This is a genomic window from Pseudomonas sp. Pseusp9, from assembly GCF_059491265.1.
The window spans coordinates 6,165,781-6,191,824 of sequence record NZ_CP168500.1; the positions used below are offsets into that span (position 1 = coordinate 6,165,781).

Here is a 26,044-nt window from a genome sequence, read left to right on the forward strand (position 1 = left end):
CTGAAGCTTAATGGCCACCGGCCCGATCCTACAACCGAGCACGGGCAATCCTGCAAATGGTTAACGTCAATGCTGTTTTTCGAAGCGATAAAACAGGTTCGGCTCGCTCACCATGTACAGCGTACCCGCCTCATCCATGGCCACGCCTTCGGCACGCGGAATGGTATTTTTCAGGCCGTTGAAGCCGCCTAACAGAGTAATGAAACTGACCTGCTCACCCTTCTTGTCCAGCTCCAGCAACAGGTGCGAGTCGGCCGACAACACCAGCATGTGGCCGGTCCGCGGGTCGATGGCCAGTGCCGACAGGTTGCGCATATCCAGCGCATGGCTGGCCAGTTTCAGCTTGTCGCCGGTAAGGACCTTGCCGTCACCTTTCCAGGCAAACAATGCCGGCGGACGCTCTTCGCCCAGCACCAGTTGCTGATTAATCGAATCCCAGGTGACACCTTCGAAGGCCTTGTTCTGGTCTTTGGAGGGCCCCAGGTCGTATTTCGGGAAATCGGCGATGTTTAGTTCTCGGGTGCCGGCATCGACCTTGACGATGGTGATCAGGTGATCGCGCTCATCGACAATCGCCAACAGGCCGTTACCCAGTACGGCAACGCCTTCAGGATTGCTCCAACCCACCAGCGGCATTTTGCGCAGCACATCGCCCTGCAACGTCAGCTCGACCAGGAACGGGTTCTTGCCCATGACCGAAAACAGGGTTTTGGTCTGGGGGTCATAGGCCAGGTCCGATGCTTCGTCCTTTTCCATTCCCGGCAACGGCTTGGCGTCGATCACTGCCCGATAGTCCGGGAGCCAGATACTGGCCTGACGCTCGGCCGGGCTCTTGAATTGCTCTTTCACCCAGAGCACGCCCCGCGCATCCCAGTGCATGGCAAATGCAACGCCGTAGGCGACAACAGCCACCAGCAGTAGCCAGATTTGCCAGCGCAGGGCAAAGCGTGAGCGGCGGGCAGGTTTAAGCGTGGAAAGCGGAGGAGTGGCCATCGGAGAATGCATTCCAGAAATTCAGGCTAGGGGTAATAGCTGCAGGAGCTGGCTTGCCAGCCCCTGCAGGGGGCAGGGGTAAATCAGCGAACGCTGCTGGTAAACCGGCTGGCGCCCGGCAACTCCAGAACGATCTCATCACCGACATTCAGCGGACCAACGCCCACTGGCGTGCCGGTGAGGATCACGTCCCCGGCCTGCAGCGAGAAACAGCCGGCCATGTGCTGGATCATCGGCACGATCGGGTTGAGCATGGCGCTGCTGTTGCCGTCCTGGCGCACTTCACCGTTGATGGTCAGACGGATGCCGATGTCGGTCAGGTCGGCAAAGGTGCTGCCGGACACGAACGGCGCAATCACTGCCGCACCGTCAAAAGACTTGGCGATTTCCCAAGGCAAACCCTTGGATTTCAGCTCGGCCTGCTTGTCGCGCAGGGTCAGGTCCAGTGCTGGCGCGAAACCGGAGATGGCGTCGAGCACTTCTTCACGGCTCGGCTTGGTCGACAACGGCTTGCCGATCAAGACCGCGATTTCCGCTTCGTAATGCACCGAACCGCGCTCGGTCGGAATGCTGAAACCGCCTTCCAGCGGCACTACGCAACTGCCCGGCTTGATGAACAGCAATGGCTCGGTCGGCACCGGGTTGTCCAGTTCCTTGGCGTGTTCGGCGTAGTTTCGGCCGATGCACACCACCTTCCCCAGAGGGAAGTGAATACGCGTACCGTCGACATACTGGTGCTGATAGCTCATGGACCGACTCCTGGTTCGTAGCTCTTGAATTCGAAAATCAAACAGCGAAGATCTTGCCCGGGTTCATGATGCCGTTCGGGTCGAACACCGCCTTGACGGCTTTCATGTACTCGATCTCAACCGGCGAGCGGCTGTAGGTCAAGTAATCACGCTTGGTCATGCCCACGCCGTGCTCGGCGGAGATCGAACCGTTGTACTTCTCGACGGTTTCGAACACCCACTTGTTGACGGTGGCGCACTTGGCGAAGAACTCATCCTTGCTCAGGTTATCCGGCTTGAGGATGTTCAAGTGCAGGTTGCCGTCGCCGATGTGGCCGAACCAGACAATTTCGAAGTCCGGGTAGTGTTCGCCGACGATCGCGTCGATTTCCTTCAGGAACGCTGGAACTTTCGACACGGTGACCGAGATGTCGTTCTTGTACGGCGTCCAGTGGGAAATGGTTTCCGAGATGTATTCGCGCAGCTTCCACAGGTTCTGCAACTGGGTTTCGCTCTGGCTCATCACGCCGTCCAGCACCCAGCCCTGCTCGACGCAGTGCTCGAAGGTTTCCAGGGCGTGGTTGGCCACTTCTTCGGTGGTCGCTTCGAATTCCAGCAGCGCATAGAACGGGCAGTCGGATTCGAACGGCGCTGGCACATCGCCACGAGCCATGACTTTGGCCAGGGCCTTGTCGGAGAAGAATTCGAAGGCGGTCAGGTCTAGCTTGCTCTGGAAGGCGTGCAGCACCGGCATGATCGAGTCGAAATCGGCGGTGCCGAGGACCATCGCGGTGAGGTTTTTCGGCGCGCGGTCCAGGCGCATGGTCGCTTCGACCACGAACCCGAGGGTGCCTTCGGCGCCGATGAACAGCTGACGCATGTCATAGCCGGTGGCGTTCTTGATCAGGTCGCGGTTCAGTTCCAGCACATCGCCCTTGCCGGTGACGACTTTCATGCCGGCGACCCAGTTACGGGTCATGCCGTAGCGAATGACCTTGATTCCGCCGGCATTGGTGCCGATATTGCCGCCAATCTGGCTGGAACCTGCCGAAGCGAAGTCCACCGGGTAGTACAGGCCTTTTTCTTCAGCCGCGTTCTGCAACTGCTCGGTGACCACGCCCGGCTGACACACGGCGGTGCGGTCAGTGAGGTTCACGTCGAGGATCTGGTTCATGTAGTCGAACGACACGACCACTTCGCCGTTGGCCGCCACGGCAGCCGCGGAAAGGCCGGTACGACCGCCGGACGGCACCAGCGCCACCTTGTGTTTATTGGCCCACAGGACAATGGCCTGGACCTGCTCGGTGGTTTTGGGGAACACGATGGCGGTCGGGGCCGGGGCGAAATGCTTGGTCCAATCCTTTCCGTAAGCATTCAGGGAGTCGGCATCGGTCAGCACCTTGCCAGGCTCAACCAGGGTCTTCAGCTCATCAATCAGGGCAGGATTGGTCATCGACAGAACTCTCGAACAATTCATGGTCATCCTGAGAACGCTTCACGTCGCAGGAATGAGTGTTTAGCGGGGCGCATATGCTAGCATACCGACCCCGCAGGATAGTGCCCAACGGCTGTTCTGCGGCGACGGCTTTCCTGCCGTCCGGGTCAGCTCCGGGCTGCGCCCCTCCCTGCCATTTTTCTCCGGGATACAGGTTTACGCAGATGAGCAAGACTTCTCTCGATAAGAGCAAGATCAAGTTCCTTCTTCTCGAAGGCGTCCACCAATCGGCTGTCGACGTCCTCAAGGCGGCGGGCTACACCAGCATCGAGTACCTCACTGGTTCTCTGCCGGAAGCCCAGCTCAAGGAAAAGATCGCCGATGCTCACTTCATCGGCATTCGCTCGCGCACTCAACTGACCGAAGAGATCTTCGATCACGCGAAGAAGCTGGTGGCTGTAGGGTGTTTCTGCATCGGCACCAACCAGGTCGATCTGGACGCTGCCCGCGAGCGCGGTATCGCCGTGTTCAACGCACCGTACTCCAACACCCGCTCCGTAGCCGAGCTGGTACTGGCCGAAGCGATCCTGCTGTTGCGCGGCATCCCCGAGAAGAACGCTTCCTGCCACCGTGGCGGCTGGATCAAGAGCGCGGCCAACTCCTTCGAAATCCGTGGCAAGAAGCTGGGTATCGTCGGTTACGGCTCGATCGGTACTCAACTGTCGGTCCTGGCTGAAGGCCTGGGCATGCAGGTGTACTTCTACGACACCATCACCAAGCTGCCATTGGGTAACGCCACTCAGGTAGGTAACCTGCACGAGCTGCTGGCGATGTCCGACATCGTTTCGCTGCACGTACCAGAAACCGCCGCCACCCAGTGGATGATGGGCGAGAAGGAAATCCGCGCTATCAAGAAAGGCGGCATCCTGATCAACGCCGCCCGTGGCACCGTGGTCGAACTGGACCATCTGGCTGCTGCCATCAAGGACAAACACCTGATCGGCGCGGCCATCGACGTATTCCCGGTGGAGCCACGCTCCAACGACGAAGAGTTCGAAAGCCCGCTGCGTGGCCTGGACAACGTGATCCTGACCCCGCACATCGGTGGCTCTACCGCTGAAGCCCAGGCCAACATCGGTCTGGAAGTGGCGGAAAAACTGGTCAAGTACAGCGACAACGGTACTTCGGTATCGTCCGTGAACTTCCCGGAAGTGGCCCTGCCGGCTCACCCTGGCAAGCACCGCCTGCTGCACATCCACGAAAACATCCCGGGTGTGATGAGCGAGATCAACAAGGTCTTCGCCGAAAACGGCATCAACATCTCTGGTCAGTTCCTGCAGACCAACGAGAAAGTCGGCTACGTGGTGATCGACGTCGACGCCGATTACTCGGACCTGGCGCAAGAGAAGCTGCAACACGTCAACGGCACCATCCGTAGCCGTGTGTTGTTCTGATCGCGACTTGAGCGACAAAAAAGGGAGCCTTCGGGCTCCCTTTTTCATTCACGCAACAACGTTATTTGACGTTGACGGTGATCTTCTCGGAAATGATCGGCGGATCGAACGGCATGTGGTTGCTATCGCCCAGTTCAAGCTGCAGGGTGTGCTTGCCCGGCGTGAGCGTTATTTCAGCCTGGGTCTGCGCACCGCCGAAATGCAGGTGGTTGTCATCCTTGGGGATCGGCACTCCGGCGGCTGGCAGCTCATTGACATCGACCAGCACGTGGTGATGACCGGTGTTCTTGGTGGGATCACCCGCCGGTGCCAGGGCAATATTCTCGACCGCGAACTTGACGACGAACGTCTGTGGAACGGTCGCGCCGTCCTTGGGAGAAACGATGGACACTTCGGCACCTTTCGGCGCCGGCGTTGCAGCACTGGCCAGTACCGAAACACCCATCAACAGGCCAGCCAAAGCAGCACGTGACATAAAGGTTTTCATTCTCTTCTCCAGTTTTTCCGTAAAATCCGCATGACCGTGACAACTTCATGACCATTCGTTGTCGAAGGCACTCGACAACCATAGCAAAGCGAGCCTGAATCAGTGGGTCGCGATAATAAATTCAAAGGAGTGACCATGCGCTTTCTGCCTGGCCTGATCTGCCTGCTACCCCTTTTGAGCCCTTTGGCTCACGCCGAACTGATTGATGACATCAACGACCGAGGCGAATTGCGCATTGCCGTTGAAGCCAACACTCCCCCATTCAACTTCAAGGATGACGACAAGCTCACCGGTTTCGAAGTTGAACTGGGCCAACTGCTGGCAAGTGAACTCGATGTCCGGGCCGACTTTGTCGTCACCGACGGCAGCGATCTGCTGACCGGTGTCGAAAGCGGCAAATACGACATCGCTATCAACCACATAGCAGTGACTCCGGATCTCAAGGATCGTTTCGACTTCAGCGAACCTTACATTCAGACCCATGCGCAATTGATCGCGCAGAAAGAAGAGCCGCGCTCCATTCTGCTGGTGCAGTCGCTGACAGAAGAGAAGCCCAGGACCAACCCGGCCGTGAGCCTGGCGATTCCGTTTCAGAAGGGCAATCCGGCGTTCCATGCCAGCCTGGAAAACGCATTACAGCGGATCAAGGATGATGGGCGCCTGCAAGCGCTGGAGCAGAAGTGGTTGGGGGCGGATGCGGGTGTGGTGCCGAAACCTTGAAGTGTTGCAGGCCTGGAGTGAAAGCTGATCCTGTAGGAGCGAGCCTGCTCGCGATGAGGCCGGTCCAGTCAACATTGATGTTGAATGTCAGGCAGCCATCGCGAGCAGGCTCGCTCCTACAGTGTCTTGCGTCGCTCGTTAATCGAGCATTGCCAATGCCTGCGCCGCTTGCGGCAACTCCAGCTCACTGAACACCTGCACCCCATGGCGCTTGAGCAGCGCCGCCGTCACCCCCTCGCCACTGACCTTCACGCCGCTGAACGTCCCGTCATAGGTCAGCAGATTGCCGCAGGACGGACTGCCGGCCTTGAGCACGGCAATGCGGATGCCATGCTTTTGCACCAGCTCCAGCGCCTGATACGCCCCCGACAAAAACGCCGCACTGACGTCCTCGCCTTCGGTAGAGATCACCAACGCCTGGCCATCGAGGACTTGCGCGCCCTGCCCGCCTGGAATTTCCGCTGCCGGCCGTGGCGTTGGCAAGCCACCGGCGACCTCCGGGCACAATGGCACGACCCGATCGTCATCAAGCCACTGCTGAAGCTGATCGAACGGCCCGCTGGCCCCGCCGTCATAACGTACGCGGTGGCCCAACAGGCAGCGGCTGACGAGAATTTTCTGCATGATCAGAACGGCTCGTTGCCGCGCCGCCGGAACCAGCCGGTCAGCGACAGTCGATCCCGGGTCGCGGGCAGGACTTCATGGGGAACTTCTCCGGAGAGAAACACCACCAGGCAGCCGCCGATAGGTTGCACGTCGTAGGCCCGATCATTGTCGAGGTACATGCGCAACTGGCCGCCGTGTTCGGGGAGCCAGCCGTCATTGAGGTAAACCACTGCCGAAACCATGCGCCGGTCGTCATCGCGAAAGCGGTCGACATGCTTCAGGTAGAACGCTCCGGGCGGGTACAGCGCAAAATGGCTTTCGAAATCCTCCAGGCCAAGAAACAGGCCGCGATTGATCGCCTCGCGCAGGCTGTCCATCAAACTCAGATAGCTGTCGCACGCCTCTGCCTGGCCGGGGTCGATCCACTGGATATGGTCGCCACGAATCCCTTCGCGGATCTCCGATGAAAGCCCGCGGCCCACCGCCGCCGGAGCCAGTTCACCCTCGGCCGCACGTTTACGGCACTCGGCCGCCAGTGCCTGGGTCAGGTCCTGAGGCAGGAAAATATTCTGCTGCGACCAGCCGTTCTCGGCCAGGTCGTCGACGATTCGTAACAGCAGCGGGTGATCAGAGGATATTTGCATGCCGCGCATAGTATTCCTGTGCCCGGAAATCCGACAGAGCCGCGCAGCGGGTTGATACGAATTCTCGACAAGTACGGATGCCGCACGGAGAATAGTCGCCTGCTGACAGGAGTCCCTATGCGCCGTTTGCTTTTATCAATGCTGATGTTCTGTGCTTTGCCCGCCTGGGCAGACGGCCACGACCAGTTGTACAAGGTCGCCGGCTGGCCGGAACAACGCGCGCATTTCAACGACGCCCTCTCCGCCGCTCAGCAACGCTACCAGGGTAGCCTGCCGCCGGCGGTGTTTGAGGCACTGGTCAGCAACAGCAATCAGCGATTTTCTGCCCAGGCCGTGGACCAGCGTGCCGAAGCACAATTGCGCAAGAATCTCGCCGATCCCAAACCCGCGCTGACGTTTTTCCAATCGTCCCTGGGCAAGAAAATCGTCGCCGCCGAATTGCTGGCGACCCGCCGCGACCAACTGGCGAAAAACGCCAAGGGCCTACCCAAGATGCAGGCCAGCGACAGCCGCATGCTGATCATCGGCCATTTGGCACAAGCCCTGCCCGCTCGCGAGGCCGGCGCTGAAGTCAGCCTGGCGATTGCCGGGGTTGCCGCCGATAGCTTGAGTTCGATGATCCCGGGGTTGCTCGGTGCCGGTCAGGCCCAGGGCATGCTCAACGGCCAGCGCCAGCGCCTGATGGACCAGATAGGCAGCGACCTCAACAACACACTGCTGTACGTCTATCGCGACCTGTCGGACGACGAGCTGGAAGAGTTCGCGACCTTTGCCGAATCGGCAGAAGGCCAGGCTTATTACCAGGCGGCGCTGGCGGCGATTCGGGCGGGGTTGGCGGTGGGACAGAGCAATTCGAACCTGACCCAGTGATTTTGGGCGTCAGATAGGCCGCTTTCGCGAGCGGGCTCGCTCCCACAGGGGGCGGTGTACACAGAACTAATGTGGGAGCGAGCCTGCTCGCGAAGAGGCCAGAACAGTCGCTAAGAATTCCGGCCCTTGATCCGCCGGGTCAAAAACCCGAAATACTCCTGTCGCATCACCAGCGTTTCATTCGCCAGATGATGCCGTGCCTCGGGCAACATCAGCACCTGCGGTCGGTCAAACTTGCTCCGCAACACTTGCAGGTTGTGCTCCCAATCCACCGTCATGTCAGCCTGCCCCTGCACGATCAGCGGTCGACGGGGACTCATGGGGGCGGCTTCGATGCGCTTGATCCAGCGTGCCAACGCCCCCACCCAGGCTGTCGGCAAGCGCAGCGGCTGCAACGGATCGGCTTGCAGGAACGGCAAAAAGGCCGGGTCGTTGGAGTTCTCGCTGAAGCGTCGGGCGATGGCTTTGACGAACGGCTTGAGCACGTAGTAACTCAGCTGCGACCAACCCCACGCCCGCGGCCGCACCAGCGGCGAGAGCAGAATCACCTGACCCTGCGCCGGGCTGTTCGCCCCCGCATTCAATACATGATCGATCACGATCGCCCCGCCGGTACTCTGCCCGCACAGGTGCCACGGTTGCGGCAGGTCGAGCGATTGCGCCTCGCGGAACAGCCCTTGCAAAGCGTCCTGATACTCAGCGAAATCCTTGATGTTCGCCCGCTCGCCACTGGACAGGCCATGCCCCGGCAAATCGCAGGCAATCACCGCAAAGCCCTGGTCCAGTGCCCACTCGATCACATGCCGGTAGAGCCCGGTGTGATCGTAGAAACCGTGTATGACAAACAGCGTCGCCTTCGCCCGCTCGGGCCACCAGAACTGGCTGACCAGCTCATAACCATCGACCTCGAATCGCCCAAGACCGCTGCGCACCTGACGCGACGCATAATCCAGTCCGTAGAATTGCTGGTAAGCCTGCGCCTGTGCCGACAACGGCTGCCCGGCCGCCAGTGGCAGCAAGCTTGCACGTAGAAGATCGGGGTCGAAAGTAGCCGGCATGGACGATTCCAGAGCGTAAAACGGACTTTATAGGCCTGCGATATTCTTCTGTCGCGGCAAGCATGGCAAGCTAGCCGGCCTTCGAGGACCGAACCGATGCGCCCGCCCTTTCGCACCACCCTGTTTGCCAGCCTGCTCGCCGTGGTGTGTGCCGGCGTGTTGTGGGCGGCGTACGACTGGTTCCAGGGGCGTTACCTGCGGGCGTTCAGCGAGCACACGGCAATGTTTTCCGGTGATCCGCTACGCCTTCCCGAATCCCTCGCCGGTCCCGGCGCCATCCGCCTGGTGCATTTCTGGGACCCGGCCTGCCCGTGCAATGTCGGCAATCAACAACACCTGGCCGAACTGGTGGAGCGGTACGTACCCCATGGCGTGGAATTCTATGCCGTGCAAAAACCCGGTAGCCATGGCCAGTTGCCGAGCACCTTGAGCAGCCTCAAGAGCATCGACATCCTGCCCGGCTCCGAACAGATCCCCGCCAGCCCGGCCGTGGCGATCTGGGATCGCAGCGGCAAACTGGCGTACTTCGGCCCGTACAGCGAAGGCCTGACCTGCAATTCGAGCAACAGCTTTATCGAGCCGATCCTGCAAGCGCTGGATGAAGGCCGCGCAGTGAGTGCCACGCACACACTGGCCGTGGGTTGTTACTGCCCGTGGCCTGTCGAACCCGCGAAGTAGGGAAAGGCGCGCAATACGAATCCCTCCTACGGGCGATGCGCCAAATCGGCGTGCCGTGTTACACAGTGGCCCCTGGAATCACAATAAAAACAAGGAGTCGCCATGAAACGCAGCCTGACCGCTCTCGCCCTGTTGATCGTCGTGCTGGCCGCCGGTGCCGGCGGGTACCTCTACAGCAAGCAGCCGTCACGCCAGGGCATGGTGGAACTGCAACACCTGCAAGGCTCCGTCACCGTGCGCTACGACGAGCGCGGCGTCCCGCACATCCGCGCCGAAAACGACACCGACCTGTACCGCGCCCTCGGCTACGTGCATGCCCAGGACCGCTTGTTCCAGATGGAAGTCCTGCGTCGTCTGGCCCGTGGTGAACTGGCTGAAGTGCTTGGGCCAAAGCTGCTCGACACCGACAAACTGATGCGTAGCCTGCGCATTCGCGAACGCGCCGAAACCTACCTGGCGAATCTCGACAAGCAGTCGCCCAGCTTCATTGCCATGCAAGCCTATCTGGACGGCGTCAACCAGTATCAGGACAGCCACGCCAAACCCGTGGAGTTCGATGTGCTGGGTATTCCCAAGCGCCCATTCACTGCCCAGGACACCATCAGCATTGCCGGATACATGGCCTACAGCTTTGCCGCGGCCTTTCGTACCGAACCCCTGCTGACATTCGTGCGCGATCAACTGGGGCCCGACTACCTGAACATCTTCGATCTCGACTGGCAGCCAAAGGGCGCGCTCAACGAGACCGCTCCCGCCTTGGCCAGCGCCGACTGGAAAGACCTCAACGCCCTCGCCCGCCTGAGCGAACAAGCCCTGGCAGACAACGGCCTGCCCCAGTTCGAGGGCAGCAACGCCTGGGTCGTTGCGGGCAGCCGGACCCAAAGCGGCAAGCCGCTGCTGGCGGGCGATCCGCATATCCGTTTTTCCTCGCCGTCGGTGTGGTACGAAGCGCAGCTCTCGGCACCAGGCTTCGAACTCTACGGCCATTATCAGGCCCTGATGCCGTTCGCCTCCCTGGGCATGAACCACGACTTCGGCTGGAGCATCACCATGTTCCAGAACGACGACCTCGACCTGATCGCCGAGAAGGTCAACCCGGACAACCCCAACCAGGTCTGGTATCGCGGCAAGTGGGTGGACATGACGACCAGCGAGCAGCAGATCGCGGTCAAGGGCCAGGCTCCGGTCACCCTGGTGCTGCGCCAGTCGCCTCATGGTCCGATCGTCAACGATGCGTTGGGCAACGGCGTCGGCAAGACACCGATTGCCATGTGGTGGGCGTTTCTCGAAAGCCAGAACCCGATCCTGGAAGGCTTCTATCAGCTCAATCGCGCCGACAACCTGACCAAGGCCCGCAGCGCCGCGTCAAAAATCCAGGCCCCGGGCCTGAACGTTGTCTGGGCCAATGCCAAGGGTGACATCGGCTGGTGGGCGGCGGCGCAATTGCCTAAACGTCCGGCGGGTGTACGCCCGTGGTTCATCCTCGATGGCAGCACCACCGAGGCAGACAAGGATGGCTTCTACCCGTTCAGCGCCAACCCTCAGGAAGAGAACCCGGCGCGGGGCTACATCGTCTCGGCCAACTTCCAGCCGGTATCACCGACCGGCATGGAGATTCCCGGTTATTACAACCTTGCCGATCGTGGCCAGCAGCTCAATCGCCAGCTCAGCGACAATGCCGTCAAATGGGACCTGGAAAACAGCCAGAAGCTGCAACTGGGTACCACCACCGCCTACGGCCCGCGCTTGTTGGCGCCGCTGCTGCCGGTGTTGCGCGAAGTGGTAAAGGATCCCGCCGAACTCAAACTGGTGGAGCAACTGGCCCGGTGGAAAGGCGACTATCCACTCGACTCGACCAGCGCCACGCTGTTCAACCAGTTCCTGTTCAACCTGGCTGACGCGACGATGCGCGATGAGCTGGGTAATGACTTCTTCGAAACGTTGCTCTCGACCCGGATAATCGACGCCGCGCTACCGCGACTGGCCGCCACTGCCGACTCGCCATGGTGGGACAACCGCAGCACCCTCGCCAAGGAAACCCGTGCCGACACGGTCAAGGCGGCCTGGCAAGCCAGCATTGCGCACCTCAAGAACACCCTCGGCGCAGACGCCTCGCAATGGCAATGGGGCAGCGCGCACACGTTGACCCATGGCCATCCGCTGGGGCAGCAAAAGCCGCTGGACCTGATCTTCAATGTCGGCCCCTTCGCCGCACCCGGCAGCCATGAAGTGCCGAACAATCTCTCGGCGAAGATCGGCCCGGCGCCGTGGCCTGTCACCTATGGCCCCTCGACCCGGCGCCTGATCGACTTCGCCGACCCGGCCCACAGCCTGACCGTCAACCCGGTTGGCCAGAGCGGTGTGCTGTTCGACAGTCACTATGATGACCAGGCCGAGGCCTACGTCGAAGGGGTGTACTTCCAGGCGCATCTGAATGATGAAGAGGTCACGGCCAATACCCGTAGCACCTTGAAGCTGCTGCCGGCGCGGGCTGGGCAGTAGATCTTCTCTGGCCGGGCCGGCCCCTTCGCGAGCAGGCTCGCTCCCACAGTGGAATGCATTTCAATGTGGGAGCGAGTCTGCTCGCGAAGAGGCCCTCACAGCCGACAAAAATGCCAGCTCAAACCATCGCCGTAAAATTCAGCCGGAACTGCTGAGGCGTCACCCCCAGCCTGCGATTGAACACACTTCGCATGTGCTGGGCATCGCGGAAGCCGCATTGATAGGCCACGGTCTTGAGCGGTGCACGAGTGCTTTCGAGCATCACCCGCGCCGCATCGAGCCGCGCACGTTCGACGAACTCGGCCGGGGTAATTTTCGCTTCCCTGGCAAATACCCGGGAAAAATTGCGCGCACTCATGTTGGCGGCGTTGGCCAGATCAGCGATGGTCAGGTCACCGGTCAGGTTGGCCAACACGTAATGCTGAACCATCGCCACCGCCGAGTCCGGCTCGGCGTGGGGCGTGAGGAACGGGCTGAACTGCGATTGCCCACCCGAACGCTGGGTGAACACCACCAGCCGCTTGGCCACATTCAGCGCCACTTCCGGTCCGTGATCCCGCCCCAGCAGGTACAGGGACAGATCGATCCCAGCTGTGACTCCGGCCGAGGTGAACAGCTCTCCGTCTTCTACGTAAAGGCGATCGGCTTCAACCCGGGACGAGGGGCACAGCGCTGCCAGATCCGATGCGTCCTGCCAATGCGTGGTGACCGTGCGTCCCTCCAGCAACCCTGCACGGGCGAGCATGAAGGCGCCGTTGCAGATCGAGCCAAAGCGCCTGGCCCGCGCGCATGCATCGCGCAACCAGGCATCGAACGCGGCGCCAAAATCCATGAACGGCAACTGCGGACCGCCGGCCACCAGCAGCAGGTCATAGGCCTGCAACGCATCGCTGAAATGCCGATGGGCGTTCAGCGCCAGACCGTTGGAACACGCCATCACCCCGCGCTCCACGCCAATCACCTCCAGCCGATAGTGATCCTCGGGCGCGAGGAAACGATTGGCCTCGGAAAACACATCCATGGGACCGGTGACATCCAGCGACTGGACGCCGGCGAACACCACGATGGCGACGGTTTTACTCATGGTTTGAAGCGCCTCTCATGGCACTGTTTGCAACGCTCACCTGTAGGGGCGAGCCTGCTCGCGATGGACGTCAACGATGATGGGGGCTACCTGGATGTACGCGGCGCCCTCACGTGCATCGCGAGCAGGCTCGCTCCTACAGAGTCTGCATGCACCCTAGCCAATCCCCGCCCAACAAGCGAGGGTGGCGCGATATGCACGCTCATTGGCCGGGATCGCAGCCATGGATCGATTGTCCGGCTTCGGGGGTCGGAACAGACTTGAACCCTCAGCGCCACCCGGGCGTTCACGACGAGGAAAACCCCATGAGCGCCACCATCGCCGGCATCAGTATCCCCGACAGTGCCTTGGCCAGGGCCACCACCGAATACATCCGCGACATCGAATCGGACTTGCTCTACCACCACTCGCGCCGGGTCTTCCTGTTCGGCGCACTGAGCGGTGAGCGCAAGCAACTGGCCTACAACCCGGAGTTGCTGTACGTCGGGGCCATGTTCCATGACCTGGGCCTGGTGGAAGGTCATCGCAGTGACAACGAGCGCTTCGAAGTCGATGGGGCCAACGCCGCAGCGGCGTTCCTCAAGCCTTATGGGTTGAGCGATGACGATATCGAACAGGTCTGGCTGTCGATTGCCCTGCACACCACACCGGGCGTGCCTCAACACTTGCGGCCCACCGTGGCGCTGGTGACCGCGGGTGTCGAGATGGACGTGCTGGGCATGGACTACGCAGCGTTTTCCATCGTGCAGCGCGAAGCAGTGGTGCATGCGCATCCACGGGGCGAGGGATTCAAGGAATGCATCATCTGCGCGTTTGCCGACGGCTTGCGCCATCGCCCGCAGACCACGTTCGGCAATGTGAAGACCGATGTGCTGGTGGATCAGGAGCCGGGGTTCAAGCCGATGAACTTCGTCGAGGTCATCCGCAATTCACCCTGGATTGTCTAAACACCAGAAAAACCTGTGGGAGCGAGCCTGCTCGCGAAAGCGGTGTGCCAGCCACATTGAAATTGGCTGACAGAACGCATTCGCGAGCAGGCTCGCTCCCACATTTGGATTTGGGTTGGCCTCGTGCATGAGGCCAACCCGACATTACTCAAGCCGCTTCCGGTGCCTGCGCGCGACGCACGTCCGGCTGCTTCCACGAATCGGCTGCCGCTTCTTCGATCGCTTGCTGGATCGCACGCTTGCGGCTCTCTTCGGCACGACGGCTGAAGAACCAGACCATGAAGGTCACGATCGACACCGCCAGCAGAATCAGGCTGGCCACGGCGTTGATCTCGGGCTTCACGCCCAGACGCACCGCCGAGAACACTTCCATCGGCAGGGTCGTGGAACCAGGTCCCGACACGAAGCTCGCCAGCACCAGGTCATCGAGGGACAGGGCAAACGACATCATGCCGCCCGCTGCCAACGATGGGGCGATCATCGGGATGGTGATCAGGAAGAACACCTTCCACGGTTTCGCGCCCAGGTCCATGGCCGCCTCTTCGATGGACAGGTCCAGCTCACGCAAGCGCGCCGAGACCACCACCGCCACATAGGCCGCGCAGAACGTGGTGTGGGCGATCCAGATGGTGACGATGCCGCGTTCCTGCGGCCAGCCGATCATCTGCGCCATGGCCACGAACAGCAGCAACAGCGACAGACCGGTGATCACCTCGGGCATTACCAGCGGCGCGGTCACCAGCCCCCCGAACAGGGTGCGACCCTTGAAGCGCGTGATGCGCGTCAGGACGAACGCCGCCAATGTACCCAGTGCCACCGCCGCCACCGCCGTGTAGCAGGCGATTTCCAGCGAGCGCACCACCGAGCCCATCAGTTGGGTGTTGTCGAGCAGGCCGACGTACCACTTGATCGACCAGCCGCCCCACACCGTTACCAGTTTCGAGGCGTTGAACGAGTAGATCACCAGGATCAGCATCGGCAGGTAGATGAACAACAGACCCACTACCAGCATCAGGCTGGAGAAACGGAAGCGCTTCATTCTTTACCCTCCATTTCCTTGGCCTGACTGCGGTTGAACAGGATGATCGGCACAATCAGGATCGCCAGCATCACCACCGCCAGGGCGGAAGCCACCGGCCAGTCACGGTTGTTGAAGAACTCTTGCCAGAGCACTTTACCGATCATCAGGGTTTCCGGACCGCCGAGCAGTTCCGGGATCACGAACTCGCCCACCACCGGGATGAACACCAGCATGCAGCCGGCGATGATGCCGTTTTTCGACAGCGGCACGGTGATTTTCCAGAAGCTGTTGAAGGTGCTCGACCCCAGGTCCGATGCGGCTTCCAGCAAGCTGTGGTCATGCTTCACCAGGTTGGCGTACAGCGGCAGGATCATGAACGGTAGGTAGGAATAAACCACACCGATGTAGACCGCAAGGTTGGTGTTGAGGATCTGCAGCGGTTCGTCGATCCAGCCCATGCTCATCAGGAAGCCGTTGAGCAGGCCATTGTTGCTGAGGATACCCATCCACGCATAGACACGGATCAGGATCGCAGTCCAGGTCGGCATCATGATCAGCAGCACCAGCACCGTCTGCACTTCCTTGCGGGCAACGGAGATGCCGTAGGCCATCGGGTAGCCGATCAACAGGCAGAGGATGGTGCTGAAAAACGCCATCTTCAACGAGCCGAGGTAAGCGGCGATGTACAGCTCGTCACCGCCCAGCATCGCGTAGTTGCCCAGGTTCAGCAGCAACTGCAGCTTCTGCTCGGCGTAGCTGTAGATTTCGGTATACGGCGGAATGGCCACGTCTGCTTCAGCGAAGCTGATCTTCAGGACGATGAAGAACGGCAGCATGAAGAACAGGAACAGCCAGATGAATGGAATGCCGATGACCATCTGACGGCCACCGGGAATTATTCGGCTGAAACGGCGTTTCAATTTGCGCATGTTCATGAGCGAAGTACCACGCCGCTGTCGTCTTCCCAGTACACGTAGACCTGATCACCCCAGGTCGGACGCTGCCCGCGACGTTCGGCGTTGGCCACGAACGACTGCACCAGCTTGCCGCTTGGCAGTTCGACGTAGAACACCGAGTGCCCGCCGAGGTAGGCGATGTCATGCACCTTGCCGCTGGACCAGTTGTACTGGCAGGTCGGCATGTCGGCGGTGACCAGCAGTTTTTCCGGACGGATCGCGTAGGTGACCGACTTGTCCTGCACCGAGGTGCTGATGCCGTGACCGACGTAGATCTGGCGGTCCAGATCCTTGCAGGTAATGGTTGCGTGGCCTTCGGCGTCATCGATCACTTCGCCTTCGAAGATGTTCACGTTACCGATGAATTCGCAGACCAGGCGGCTGGTCGGGGTTTCGTAGATGTCGATCGGGCTGCCGATCTGGGCGATCCAGCCCAGGTGCATGATCGCGATACGCTCGGCCATGGTCATGGCCTCTTCCTGGTCGTGGGTCACCATGACGCAGGTTACGCCGACGCGCTCGATGATCTCCACCAGCTCCAGTTGCATTTGCGAGCGCAGCTTCTTGTCCAGCGCGCCCATCGGTTCGTCGAGCAGCAACAGCTTCGGTCGCTTGGCCAGGGAACGGGCCAGGGCCACACGCTGACGCTGGCCGCCGGACAACTGATGCGGCTTGCGCTTGGCGTATTGGCTCATCTGTACCAGCTTGAGCATTTCGGCCACGCGGGCATCGATTTCAGCGTTCGGGATCTTGTCCTGCTTGAGGCCGAAGGCGATGTTCTGCGCCACGGTCATGTGCGGGAACAAGGCGTAGGACTGGAACATCATGTTGATCGGCCGCTCGTAGGGCGGCATATCGGTGATGTCTACGCCATCGAGGAAAATGCGCCCCTCCGTGGGCCGTTCGAAACCGGCGAGCATGCGCAGCAGAGTGGATTTGCCCGATCCCGAACCGCCGAGCAGGGCGAAAATTTCGCCTTTCTTGATTTCCAGGGACACATCGTCCACGGCAATCGTCTCGTCGAACTTCTTCGTGACCCGGTCGATTTTGACCAGCACCTGTTTAGGTTGCTGGTCGCCCTCGAGGGCTTTCTTATAGGCGCCGGAGGCAACTGCCATTTACGAAACTCCCGAAAAAAAAGAGTGCAGTTCGCTCAAGGTGAGCCAACCTTGGATAATTTGAGCCTTGAAACTATTTACCCGACTTGACCTTGGTCCAGCTGCGGGTCATCGAACGTTGAATATTCGGCGGTAGTTCGATGGACACGTAGGTCTTGTCGAGAACCTCTTGCGGTGGATAAACCGCTTCGTCGGTACGGATGGACTGTTCCATCAGTTTGTCCGACCCCGGGTTAGGGTTGGCATAGCCGACGTAATCACTGACCTGGGCAATCACCTCAGGCTTCAGCAAATAGTTGATGAAGGCGTGGGCCTGCTTGACGTTGGCCGAGTCCTTCGGAATCGCCAGCATGTCGAACCAGAGCGCACCGCCCTCTTTCGGGATCGAGTAGGCGATGTTCACGCCCTTCTTGGCTTCTTCGGCACGGTGCTTGGCCTGGAAGATATCGCCGGAGAAACCGATCGCCACGCAGATATCGCCATTGGCCAGATCCGCGATGTACTTGGAGGAGTGGAAGTAGGTCACGTAAGGGCGCACTGCGAGCAACTTGGCGGTGGCCTTTTCGTAGTCCTTGGGATCAGTGCTGTTGGCGTTCAGGCCCATGTAGTTAAGCACTGTCGGCATCATTTCATCGGCGGAGTCGAGGAACGCGACGCCACAGCTGTGCAGTTTCTTGATGTTTTCCGGCTCGAACAGAACACCCCAGGAGTCGATCTTGTCGACACCCAGCACAGCCTTGACCTTCTCGACGTTGTAACCGATGCCGTTGGTGCCCCACAGGTACGGCACGGCGTACAGGTTGCCCGGATCGTTCTGCTCCAGACGCTTGAGCAGTACCGGGTCGAGGTTGGAATAGTTCGGCAGCTGCGACTTGTCGAGCTTCTGGAATGCCCCGGCCTTGATCTGTTTGCCGAGGAAGTGGTTCGACGGTACAACCACGTCGTAGCCGGTACGCCCGGCCAGCAACTTGCCTTCCAGGGTTTCGTTGGAATCGAAGACGTCGTAAACCGGCTTGATGCTGGTCTCTTTCTGGAAGTCGGCCAGGGTTGTCTCGCCGATGTAATCGGACCAATTATAAATATGCACAGTGCCGGCAGCCTGGGCACTGACAGCAATCGTCAGCCCGGCGCCAACCAGCAAGGCATTACGCAACATGGAAAAAATAGGCAAGTGGAGGTCCTCTGAATTTAGTTGGGCCCAAGTTGCCCCGCGTTACATGACAACCGTGATTGCCCAGCAACAAAACCGGCGCGCAACTTACCCTCGAAAAACCGTTCCAGCAAAACTTTTGTCATTTAATTCAACCTGTTGTCACCATCACCTGGATGACGACAACAGGCTATTGCATCAAACCGGCTTATTTACCGGATTTGATCTTGGTCCAGCTGCGGGTCATTTCACGCTGGGTCGCCGCGGGCAGATCGGCGATGGCATACAACTTGGCCTGCACGTCGGCTGGCGGGTAGATGCCTGGATCGCTGGTGATGTCTTTTTCCACCAGTGGCGTTGCAGCGGCGTTACCGTTCGGGAAGCGTACGGCGTTGGTGATGCCGGCCATGACTTCAGGCTTCTGCAGGAAGGTCATGAACTTGTAGGCACCCTCGACGTTCTCGGCATCCTTGGGAATCGCGACCATGTCGAAGAAGCTGCCAGCGCCCTCTTTCGGAATGGCGTAGCTGACCTTGACCTTGTCACCGGCCTCGGCAGCACGGGACTTGGCCTGCTGCACGTCACCCGAGTAGCCGACCGCTACGCAGATGTTGCCGTTGGCCAGGTCCGAAATGTACTTGGACGAGTGGAAATAGGTGATCGAAGGACGAATCTTGAGGAACAGGTCCTCGGCTTTCTTGATGTCTTCTTTCTTCTGGCTGTCGGTTGGCAGGCCCAGGTAGTGCAGAGCGACCGGGAGCATTTCGGTCGGCGAATCGAGGAAGCTCACACCGCAACCCTTGAGCTTGGCGATGTTTTCCGGCTTGAGCAGCACGTCCCAGGAGTCGATGGTGTCGACGCCCAGCGCAGCCTTGACCTTCTCCGGGTTGTAACCGATGCCGATCGAGCCCCACATGTACGGGAAGGCGTGCTTGTTGCCTGGGTCACTGACCGATACGGCCTTGAGCAGGTCCTGGTTCAGGTTTTTCCAGTTAGGCAGCTTGGACTGGTCCAGCTCCTGATATACGCCGGCCTTGATCTGCTTGGCCAGGAAGTTGTTCGACGGTACGACCACGTCGTAGCCGGACTTGCCCGCCAGCAATTTGGCTTCCAGGGTCTCGTTGCTGTCGAATACGTCGTAAACGACCTTGATCCCCGACTCTTTCTCGAAGTTCGCGATGGTGTCCGGTGCAATGTAGTCGGACCAGTTGTACACGTGCAGTACTTTGTCATCGGCCTGAACCGCGCCCGCCATCAAGCCCGTCAGGGACATGGCAAGAAGAGTCTTGCCAGCGAGCTTTTTACCTAGTGCCTTCATGCGTAATGCTCCAAATTTTTCTTTTTTGAACCACTTGTTCAGCGACCGAACCCGGGCAACTGGAACCGCGGCTAGTCTGGCAAGATCCACATCGGTCTTTCAAGGAAAGGCCACGCTTTCTGACAGCTCTGAGCGAAAGTAGCTGTTTTGATACAAACCCCGGCAACTCTCGCTCAAAGCCTAGCACTTAGCCCTGCAATGCACTCAGCGTCAGGTCAAGGCACTTGCGAGCCTTGGTCACCAGCTCATCGATTTCCGCCGGCGTGATCACCAGTGGCGGAGCGATGATCATGGTATCGCCGACTGCGCGCATGATCAGGCCATTGTCGAAGCAGAACTGACGGCAGATCATGCCGACGCCCTTGCCCTCGTAACGCTTGCGAGTGGCCTTGTCCTGGACCAGTTCGATGGCCCCCAACAGCCCAACCCCACGAACTTCACCCACCAGCGGGTGATCGTTCAGTTCCCGCAGACGCTTTTGCAAATACGGTGCCGTTTCCGACTTCACGCGCTCGACAATTTTCTCGTCGCGCAGGATACGGATGTTTTCCAGCCCCACAGCTGCCGCCACCGGGTGCCCGGAGTAGGTGAAGCCGTGGTTGAAGTCACCGCCCTCGTTGAGCACGTCCACCACTGCGTCACGCACAATCAGGCCACCCATCGGGATATAGCCCGAAGTCAGGCCCTTGGCGATGGTCATCATGTCCGGCTTGAGATCGTAGAAATCGGTGCCGAACCACTCACCGGTACGGCCGAAACCGCAAATCACTTCGTCCGCCACGAACAGGATGTCGTACTTGGCGAGGATTTCCTTGATGCGCGGCCAGTAGGTCTCTGGCGGAATGATCACGCCACCGGCGCCCTGGATCGGCTCGGCAATAAAGGCACCGACGTTGTCGACGCCAACTTCCAGAATCTTTTCTTCCAGCTGGTTGGCTGCCCAGATACCGAACTCTTCCGGGGTCATGTCGCCGCCCTCGGAGAACCAGTACGGCTGGGCAATGTGGACGATGCCCGGGATCGGCAAGTCGCCCTGTTCGTGCATGTACGTCATGCCACCCAGGCTCGCGCCGGCCACGGTGGAACCGTGATACCCGTTCTTGCGGCTGATGATGACTTTCTTGTTCGGCTGGCCCTTGATCGCCCAGTAGTGGCGAACCATACGCAGCATGGTGTCGTTGCCTTCAGAGCCGGAACCGGTGAAGAACACGTGGTTCATGCCTTCTGGCGCAATGTCGGCGATGGCCTTGGCCAGCTCCAGTACCGGCGGGTGCGCCGTCTGGAAGAACAGGTTGTAGTAAGGCAGCTCGCGCATCTGTTTGCTGGCGGCATCGGCCAGTTCATCGCGACCATAACCAATCGCGACACACCACAGGCCGGCCATACCGTCGAGGATCTTGTTGCCTTCGCTGTCCCAGAGGTAAACGCCCTTGGCGTTGGTGATGATCCGCGGACCTTTCTCTTTCAGCTGTTTGAAGTCGCTGAACGGAGCCAGGTGGTGATCATTGCTCAAGGTTTGCCATTCACGGGTTTGCGGATTGTTGCTGGTCATACGAATCTCCTAAAAAAATCAGTTGAAAGCGCCGACAGGTAGCGACGGCGCCCGGCGTATCAGACGGCAAAGAGCAGGAATTCCCTTTCCCACGAACTGATGACGCGCTTGAAGTTTTCATGCTCGGCCCGCTTGACCGCGACGTAGCCAGTGATGAAATTTTTGCCCAGGTAACGCTCGATGGTCGCGCTGTTTTCCATGCGTTCCAGCGCGTCCTCGATGGTGAGCGGCAGGCGCAGGTTGCGGCGTTCATAGCCGCGCCCCACCACCGGCGCACTCGGGTTCAGGCCTTCGACCATGCCGATGTAGCCGCAGAGCAGGCTCGCGGCAATCGCCAGGTAAGGGTTGGCATCGGCGCCTGGCAGGCGGTTTTCCACCCGACGATTTTGCGGCCCGGCATCCGGTACCCGCAGGCCCACCGTGCGGTTTTCTTCGCCCCACTCCACGTTCACGGGTGCCGAAGTGTCCGGCAGGAAGCGGCGGAACGAGTTCACGTTCGGGGCGAACAGCGGCAACAGTTCGGGAATGAGTTTCTGCAGGCCACCGATGTGGTGCAGGAACAACTGGCTCATGGTCCCGTCGTCGTTGGAGAAGATGTTCTTGCCGGTCTCGATGTCGACGATGCTCTGGTGCAAGTGCATGGCACTGCCCGGCTCACCGGTCATCGGCTTGGCCATGAAGGTCGCGGCCACGTCGTGCTTGAGCGCGGCTTCGCGCATGGTGCGCTTGAACACCAGGATCTGGTCGGCCAGGGACAGGGCATCGCCGTGACGGAAGTTGATTTCCATCTGCGCGGTGCCGTCCTCGTGGATCAGCGTGTCGAGGTCCAGGTCCTGCAGTTCGCACCAGTCGTAAACGTCTTCGAACAATGGATCGAATTCGTTCGCCGCTTCAATGGAGAACGACTGACGACCGATTTCCGGGCGACCGGAGCGGCCGATCGGCGGTTGCAGCGGGTAGTCCGGGTCGTCACTGCGCTTGGTCAGGTAAAACTCCATTTCCGGCGCCACGATTGGCTGCCAGCCTTTGTCGGCATAGAGTTTCAGGACTTTCTTGAGCACGTTGCGCGGCGACAGCTCGATCGGGTTGCCTTGCTTGTCGTAGGTATCGTGGATGACGATGGCGGTCGGCTCGATGGCCCACGGCACCACGTAAACGGCGTCGGCGTCCGGCTTGCAGACCATGTCGATGTCGGCCGGGTCGAGCAGTTCGTAATAGATGTCGTCTTCGACGTAATCGCCGGTCACGGTCTGCAGCAGCACGCTTTCTGGCAGGCGCATGCCCTTTTCGGCGATGAATTTGTTGGTCGGCGAAATCTTGCCCCGGGTAATCCCGGTCAAGTCGGCGATCATGCATTCGACTTCTGTGATCTTGTGGTTTTTCAACCAATCGGTGAGCTGGTCGAGGTTGTTACTCATAAATGCCTCTAGGCTTGAGTTGTCTGACCCTTTTAAGGTCAGGCGCTGATTGACGCATCGGCGTCGCGTTGTAGAGCGTTCCTGCGGCAGATTATCGTGTTTGCCAACACTGCTGCAGAGGCCGGGCGTGCAGAATTGCGAGCGGTGCCCTGAACAATGGTCAGGCCGCTATTGTGAATCGGTTCTATATTGAATGGAGTAACCGTAATGGGGGTGCCATCGCGACCGTCCAGAATAACGGACGGGGACGGACGAGCCGTCAGGGACGGGAGGATCACCGCAATCGCTGAGGTCATGGAACGGACGGGCCTGTTACCACTGACGTGATAAACATGCCGACCGACCTGTCTTGAGCAGTCGGTGATGCCGATTATCGGCAGGCGAGACATGAAGCACCCCGGTATTATTGCTGTTATGGGTTTGATTCGAGCTTAGCCTTGTTCATTTTTTTACACAACACCCCCGTAAAAAATACAACACGGCCCGCTCAAGCTCGCGGCCACCGCCGGGGCCGGCGAAGCAAAAACGCCCCAAAGCGCCTCAAAAAAGCCACACGAGCGCTTTTTTAGGGCAAAAAAGGCCTCGCTTGACTTCGGCATGCCGTTCGGGTTGACTGGAATCTGAAAAGATCAATGATTGATATTTTTAACAACAAAGGTGTTGCATCATGTCGGTACCCCCGCGTGCCGTTCAGCTTAACGAAGCGAACGCGTTCCTTAAGGAACATCCTGAGGTTCTGTACGTTGACCTTCTGATTGCGGATATGAATGGTGTGGTGCGCGGCAAGCGCATCGAACGCACCAGCCTCCACAAGGTTTACGAGAAAGGCATCAACCTGCCGGCCTCTCTATTTGCTCTGGATATCAATGGCTCCACGGTGGAAAGCACCGGCCTGGGCCTGGACATCGGCGACGCCGATCGAATCTGCTATCCAATCCCCGATACCCTGTGCAATGAGCCATGGCAGAAGCGCCCTACTGCGCAACTGTTGATGACCATGCACGAACTCGAAGGCGAGCCATTCTTCGCCGACCCGCGCGAAGTGCTGGCCAATGTCGTGCGCAAGTTCGACGAAATGGGCCTGACCATCTGCGCCGCGTTCGAACTGGAGTTCTACCTGATCGACCAGGAGAACGTGAACGGTCGTCCGCAACCACCTCGTTCGCCGGTTTCCGGCAAGCGTCCGCACTCGACACAGGTCTACCTGATCGACGACCTCGACGAGTACGTCGACTGCCTCCAGGACATTCTGGAAGGTGCCAAAGAGCAGGGCATCCCGGCCGACGCCATCGTCAAGGAAAGTGCCCCGGCGCAGTTCGAAGTGAACCTGCACCACGTGGCTGACCCGATCAAGGCGTGCGACTACGCAGTCCTGCTCAAGCGTCTGATCAAAAACATTGCCTATGACCATGAGATGGACACCACCTTCATGGCCAAGCCGTATCCAGGCCAGGCGGGTAATGGTCTGCACGTCCATATCTCGATTCTTGATAAAGATGGCAAGAACATTTTTGCCAGCGAGGATCCCGAGCAGAACGCCGCACTGCGTCACGCGATCGGCGGTGTGCTCGAGACCCTGCCGGCGCAGATGGCTTTCCTCTGCCCGAACGTCAACTCCTACCGTCGTTTCGGCGCACAGTTCTATGTGCCGAACTCGCCAAGCTGGGGCCTGGACAACCGTACCGTAGCCCTGCGCGTACCGACTGGTTCTTCCGACGCCGTGCGCCTGGAACACCGCGTGGCCGGCGCCGATGCCAACCCGTACCTGCTGATGGCTTCGGTATTGGCCGGCGTTCACCACGGCCTGACCAACAAGATCGAACCTGGCGCTCCGGTCGAAGGCAACAGCTACGAGCAGAACGAGCAGAGCCTGCCGAACAACCTGCGCGATGCCCTGCGCGAGCTGGACGACAGCGAAGTCATGGCCAAGTACATCGATCCGAAATACATCGATATTTTCGTGGCCTGTAAAGAGAGCGAGCTGGAGGAGTTCGAACACTCTATCTCCGACCTCGAGTACAACTGGTACCTGCATACCGTTTAAGCGGTTGCAGTGAAAAAGAACGCCGCCGGCTGGAAATGCCGACGGCGTTTTTTTATGGCCGCCTGCGGCGGATCGCGAGCAGGCTCGCTCCCACAAGGGATTTCCTGCGTATGGAGAATGCATGTCCACACCGGTAACTGTGGGAGCGAGCCTGCTCGCGAAGGCGGCTGAGAAGACAACACACAACCCGGCTCGTACAATGCCCGCTGCCCCGCAGGAGACTCCAATGACACGCGTAGCCACCCCCCGCAAACCCCGCGCACGCAGCCAGGCCCGGATCGACTCGATACTCGATGCGGCCCGCACGCTGTTGGCCGCCGAGGGCGTGGCCAGTCTGTCGATCTACAGCGTCGCCGAGCGCGCGGAGATACCGCCCTCCTCGGTCTACCACTTTTTCGCCAGCGTACCGGCGTTGCTTGAAGCCTTGACCGCCGACATCCACGCCGCCTTCCGCGCCTGCCTGCAAGCCCCCATCGATCACCCGTCCTTGAGCGGTTGGCGCGACCTGTCGCGACTGGTGGAACAACGTATGCTCGACATTTACGCAGAGGACGCCGCCGCCCGCCAACTCATCCTGGCCCAACACGGCCTGACCGAAGTCACCCAGGCCGACCGCCAACACGACATCGAGCTGGGCGATCTGATGCACAAACTGTTCGACCATCACTTCGAACTGCCGACATTACCGAGCGACGTCGATGTGTTCGCCCTGGCCATGGAGCTTGGCGACCGGGTGTATGCGCGTTCGGTGCAGCAGCATGGGCAGATTACACCGCGCATGGCCGAGGAAGGGATGCGAGTGTTTGATGCTTACATCGGGTTGTATCTGCCGCCATATTTGCCCAAGCGCAGCATTCCAGTCTGATTTCTTGATTGGCCTTACCGGCCTCTTCGCGAGCAGGCTCGCTCCCACAGGGAAGCGCATTCCAAATGTGGGAGCGAGCCTGCTCGCGAAGGCCACACCACCGATCTCTATGAATCACACGCACAAAAAACCCCGAAGGGCTCAAACCCTTCGGGGTTGTTGTTTACGCATGCTGCTTACAACTTGGCGATCGACACCTCGGTGGATTTCACGAACGCGATCACTTCACTGCCGACCGCCAGCTCCAGCTCTTTCACTGAACGCGTGGTGATCACCGACGTGACGATGCCGGATGCGGTCTGCACGTCGATTTCCGACAGCACGTCGCCGAGGACGATTTCCTTGATGGAGCCTTTGAACTGGTTACGAACGTTGATGGCTTTGATAGTCATGATG

The 26,044-nt window shown here is 59.8% G+C and carries 24 protein-coding genes; 8 read left to right on the forward strand and 16 right to left on the reverse strand.

The window, feature by feature from the left end; translation table 11 throughout:
- Positions 1–66: 66 nt before the first annotated feature.
- The 3 genes from ACEN8E_RS28165 to ACEN8E_RS28175 all read right to left on the reverse strand — a co-directional run bounded on the left by ACEN8E_RS28165 (position 67) and on the right by ACEN8E_RS28175 (position 3,174).
- The gene (locus tag ACEN8E_RS28165) at positions 67–993 is read right to left on the reverse strand and encodes an SdiA-regulated domain-containing protein (protein ID WP_495590666.1); all 927 of its coding nucleotides are present in this window, start codon (positions 991–993) and stop codon (positions 67–69) included.
- 83 nt (positions 994–1,076) lie between these two features.
- On the reverse strand, positions 1,077–1,742 hold the full coding sequence (locus tag ACEN8E_RS28170) for a fumarylacetoacetate hydrolase family protein (RefSeq protein WP_007995532.1): 666 nt from the start codon (positions 1,740–1,742) through the stop codon (positions 1,077–1,079).
- Between the two features lie 37 nt (positions 1,743–1,779).
- Positions 1,780–3,174: an FAD-binding oxidoreductase gene (locus ACEN8E_RS28175; RefSeq protein WP_057398791.1), complete on the reverse strand. Its 1,395-nt coding sequence runs from the start codon at positions 3,172–3,174 to the stop codon at positions 1,780–1,782.
- 206 nt (positions 3,175–3,380) lie between these two features.
- Between ACEN8E_RS28175 and serA the strand changes: the two genes are divergently transcribed.
- Positions 3,381–4,610: a phosphoglycerate dehydrogenase gene (gene serA / locus ACEN8E_RS28180; protein WP_495590667.1), complete on the forward strand. Its 1,230-nt coding sequence runs from the start codon at positions 3,381–3,383 to the stop codon at positions 4,608–4,610.
- Between the two features lie 61 nt (positions 4,611–4,671).
- Here the strand turns inward: serA and ACEN8E_RS28185 are convergent, their stop codons facing one another.
- Positions 4,672–5,097: a DUF4399 domain-containing protein gene (locus ACEN8E_RS28185; RefSeq protein ID WP_495590668.1), complete on the reverse strand. Its 426-nt coding sequence runs from the start codon at positions 5,095–5,097 to the stop codon at positions 4,672–4,674.
- 135 nt (positions 5,098–5,232) lie between these two features.
- Here ACEN8E_RS28185 and ACEN8E_RS28190 point away from each other — a divergent pair, with 135 nt between their 5' ends.
- Complete coding sequence (locus ACEN8E_RS28190; RefSeq protein WP_495590669.1) at positions 5,233–5,817, forward strand: transporter substrate-binding domain-containing protein; 585 nt, start codon at positions 5,233–5,235, stop codon at positions 5,815–5,817.
- A gap of 138 nt (positions 5,818–5,955) precedes the next feature.
- Here ACEN8E_RS28190 and ACEN8E_RS28195 read toward each other — a convergent pair whose 3' ends face one another.
- Positions 5,956–6,441 carry a 2-thiouracil desulfurase family protein gene (locus tag ACEN8E_RS28195; protein WP_495590670.1) on the reverse strand — a complete coding sequence of 162 codons (486 nt, stop codon included), beginning with the start codon at positions 6,439–6,441 and terminating at the stop codon, positions 5,956–5,958.
- Between the two features lie 2 nt (positions 6,442–6,443).
- Complete coding sequence (locus ACEN8E_RS28200; RefSeq protein WP_495590671.1) at positions 6,444–7,076, reverse strand: 2OG-Fe(II) oxygenase; 633 nt, start codon at positions 7,074–7,076, stop codon at positions 6,444–6,446.
- 108 nt (positions 7,077–7,184) lie between these two features.
- Here ACEN8E_RS28200 and ACEN8E_RS28205 point away from each other — a divergent pair, with 108 nt between their 5' ends.
- Complete coding sequence (locus ACEN8E_RS28205) at positions 7,185–7,937, forward strand: hypothetical protein (protein WP_495590672.1); 753 nt, start codon at positions 7,185–7,187, stop codon at positions 7,935–7,937.
- Between the two features lie 110 nt (positions 7,938–8,047).
- Here the strand turns inward: ACEN8E_RS28205 and bipL are convergent, their stop codons facing one another.
- Positions 8,048–8,995: a phospholipase BipL gene (gene bipL / locus ACEN8E_RS28210; RefSeq protein ID WP_495590673.1), complete on the reverse strand. Its 948-nt coding sequence runs from the start codon at positions 8,993–8,995 to the stop codon at positions 8,048–8,050.
- 96 nt (positions 8,996–9,091) lie between these two features.
- Here bipL and ACEN8E_RS28215 point away from each other — a divergent pair, with 96 nt between their 5' ends.
- Together ACEN8E_RS28215 and ACEN8E_RS28220 are read left to right on the forward strand one after the other, a co-directional pair.
- Complete coding sequence (locus ACEN8E_RS28215) at positions 9,092–9,673, forward strand: DUF6436 domain-containing protein (RefSeq protein ID WP_495590674.1); 582 nt, start codon at positions 9,092–9,094, stop codon at positions 9,671–9,673.
- Between the two features lie 102 nt (positions 9,674–9,775).
- A complete protein-coding gene (locus ACEN8E_RS28220; protein WP_495590675.1) occupies positions 9,776–12,175 on the forward strand; it encodes a penicillin acylase family protein in 2,400 nt (799 codons plus the stop codon).
- 118 nt (positions 12,176–12,293) lie between these two features.
- Here ACEN8E_RS28220 and ACEN8E_RS28225 read toward each other — a convergent pair whose 3' ends face one another.
- Complete coding sequence (locus ACEN8E_RS28225; RefSeq protein WP_495590676.1) at positions 12,294–13,259, reverse strand: GlxA family transcriptional regulator; 966 nt, start codon at positions 13,257–13,259, stop codon at positions 12,294–12,296.
- A 305-nt stretch (positions 13,260–13,564) separates the two neighbouring features.
- Between ACEN8E_RS28225 and ACEN8E_RS28230 the strand changes: the two genes are divergently transcribed.
- Positions 13,565–14,206, forward strand: coding sequence for an HD domain-containing protein (locus ACEN8E_RS28230; protein ID WP_495590677.1), 642 nt, complete (start codon positions 13,565–13,567; stop codon positions 14,204–14,206).
- Between the two features lie 148 nt (positions 14,207–14,354).
- Here ACEN8E_RS28230 and ACEN8E_RS28235 read toward each other — a convergent pair whose 3' ends face one another.
- The 7 genes from ACEN8E_RS28235 to ACEN8E_RS28265 all read right to left on the reverse strand — a co-directional run bounded on the left by ACEN8E_RS28235 (position 14,355) and on the right by ACEN8E_RS28265 (position 22,739).
- Complete coding sequence (locus ACEN8E_RS28235) at positions 14,355–15,245, reverse strand: ABC transporter permease subunit (RefSeq protein ID WP_495590678.1); 891 nt, start codon at positions 15,243–15,245, stop codon at positions 14,355–14,357.
- The gene (locus ACEN8E_RS28240; RefSeq protein WP_495593403.1) at positions 15,242–16,123 is read right to left on the reverse strand and encodes an ABC transporter permease subunit; all 882 of its coding nucleotides are present in this window, start codon (positions 16,121–16,123) and stop codon (positions 15,242–15,244) included. The genes ACEN8E_RS28235 and ACEN8E_RS28240 overlap by 4 nt, the downstream gene beginning before the upstream one ends.
- 35 nt (positions 16,124–16,158) lie before the next feature.
- Positions 16,159–17,301 (reverse strand): ABC transporter ATP-binding protein, encoded by a 1,143-nt coding sequence (locus ACEN8E_RS28245; protein ID WP_495590679.1) that lies wholly within the window; start codon positions 17,299–17,301, stop codon positions 16,159–16,161.
- A 73-nt stretch (positions 17,302–17,374) separates the two neighbouring features.
- Complete coding sequence (locus tag ACEN8E_RS28250; RefSeq protein WP_495590680.1) at positions 17,375–18,472, reverse strand: polyamine ABC transporter substrate-binding protein; 1,098 nt, start codon at positions 18,470–18,472, stop codon at positions 17,375–17,377.
- A 187-nt stretch (positions 18,473–18,659) separates the two neighbouring features.
- Positions 18,660–19,769 (reverse strand): polyamine ABC transporter substrate-binding protein, encoded by a 1,110-nt coding sequence (locus ACEN8E_RS28255; RefSeq protein ID WP_495590681.1) that lies wholly within the window; start codon positions 19,767–19,769, stop codon positions 18,660–18,662.
- A 187-nt stretch (positions 19,770–19,956) separates the two neighbouring features.
- A complete protein-coding gene (locus ACEN8E_RS28260; protein WP_495590682.1) occupies positions 19,957–21,321 on the reverse strand; it encodes an aspartate aminotransferase family protein in 1,365 nt (454 codons plus the stop codon).
- A 59-nt stretch (positions 21,322–21,380) separates the two neighbouring features.
- Positions 21,381–22,739: a glutamine synthetase family protein gene (locus ACEN8E_RS28265; protein ID WP_495590683.1), complete on the reverse strand. Its 1,359-nt coding sequence runs from the start codon at positions 22,737–22,739 to the stop codon at positions 21,381–21,383.
- Between the two features lie 667 nt (positions 22,740–23,406).
- On the opposite strand from ACEN8E_RS28265, the gene ACEN8E_RS28270 reads away from it, so the two are divergent.
- Together ACEN8E_RS28270 and ACEN8E_RS28275 are read left to right on the forward strand one after the other, a co-directional pair.
- The gene (locus tag ACEN8E_RS28270; protein ID WP_495590684.1) at positions 23,407–24,783 is read left to right on the forward strand and encodes a glutamine synthetase family protein; all 1,377 of its coding nucleotides are present in this window, start codon (positions 23,407–23,409) and stop codon (positions 24,781–24,783) included.
- Positions 24,784–25,009: 226 nt separating this feature from the next.
- Complete coding sequence (locus ACEN8E_RS28275; RefSeq protein WP_495590685.1) at positions 25,010–25,648, forward strand: TetR/AcrR family transcriptional regulator; 639 nt, start codon at positions 25,010–25,012, stop codon at positions 25,646–25,648.
- A gap of 176 nt (positions 25,649–25,824) precedes the next feature.
- On the opposite strand, the gene ACEN8E_RS28280 is transcribed toward ACEN8E_RS28275, so the two are convergent.
- A complete protein-coding gene (locus tag ACEN8E_RS28280) occupies positions 25,825–26,040 on the reverse strand; it encodes a TOBE domain-containing protein (RefSeq protein ID WP_007967989.1) in 216 nt (71 codons plus the stop codon).
- Positions 26,041–26,044: the final 4 nt, after the last annotated feature.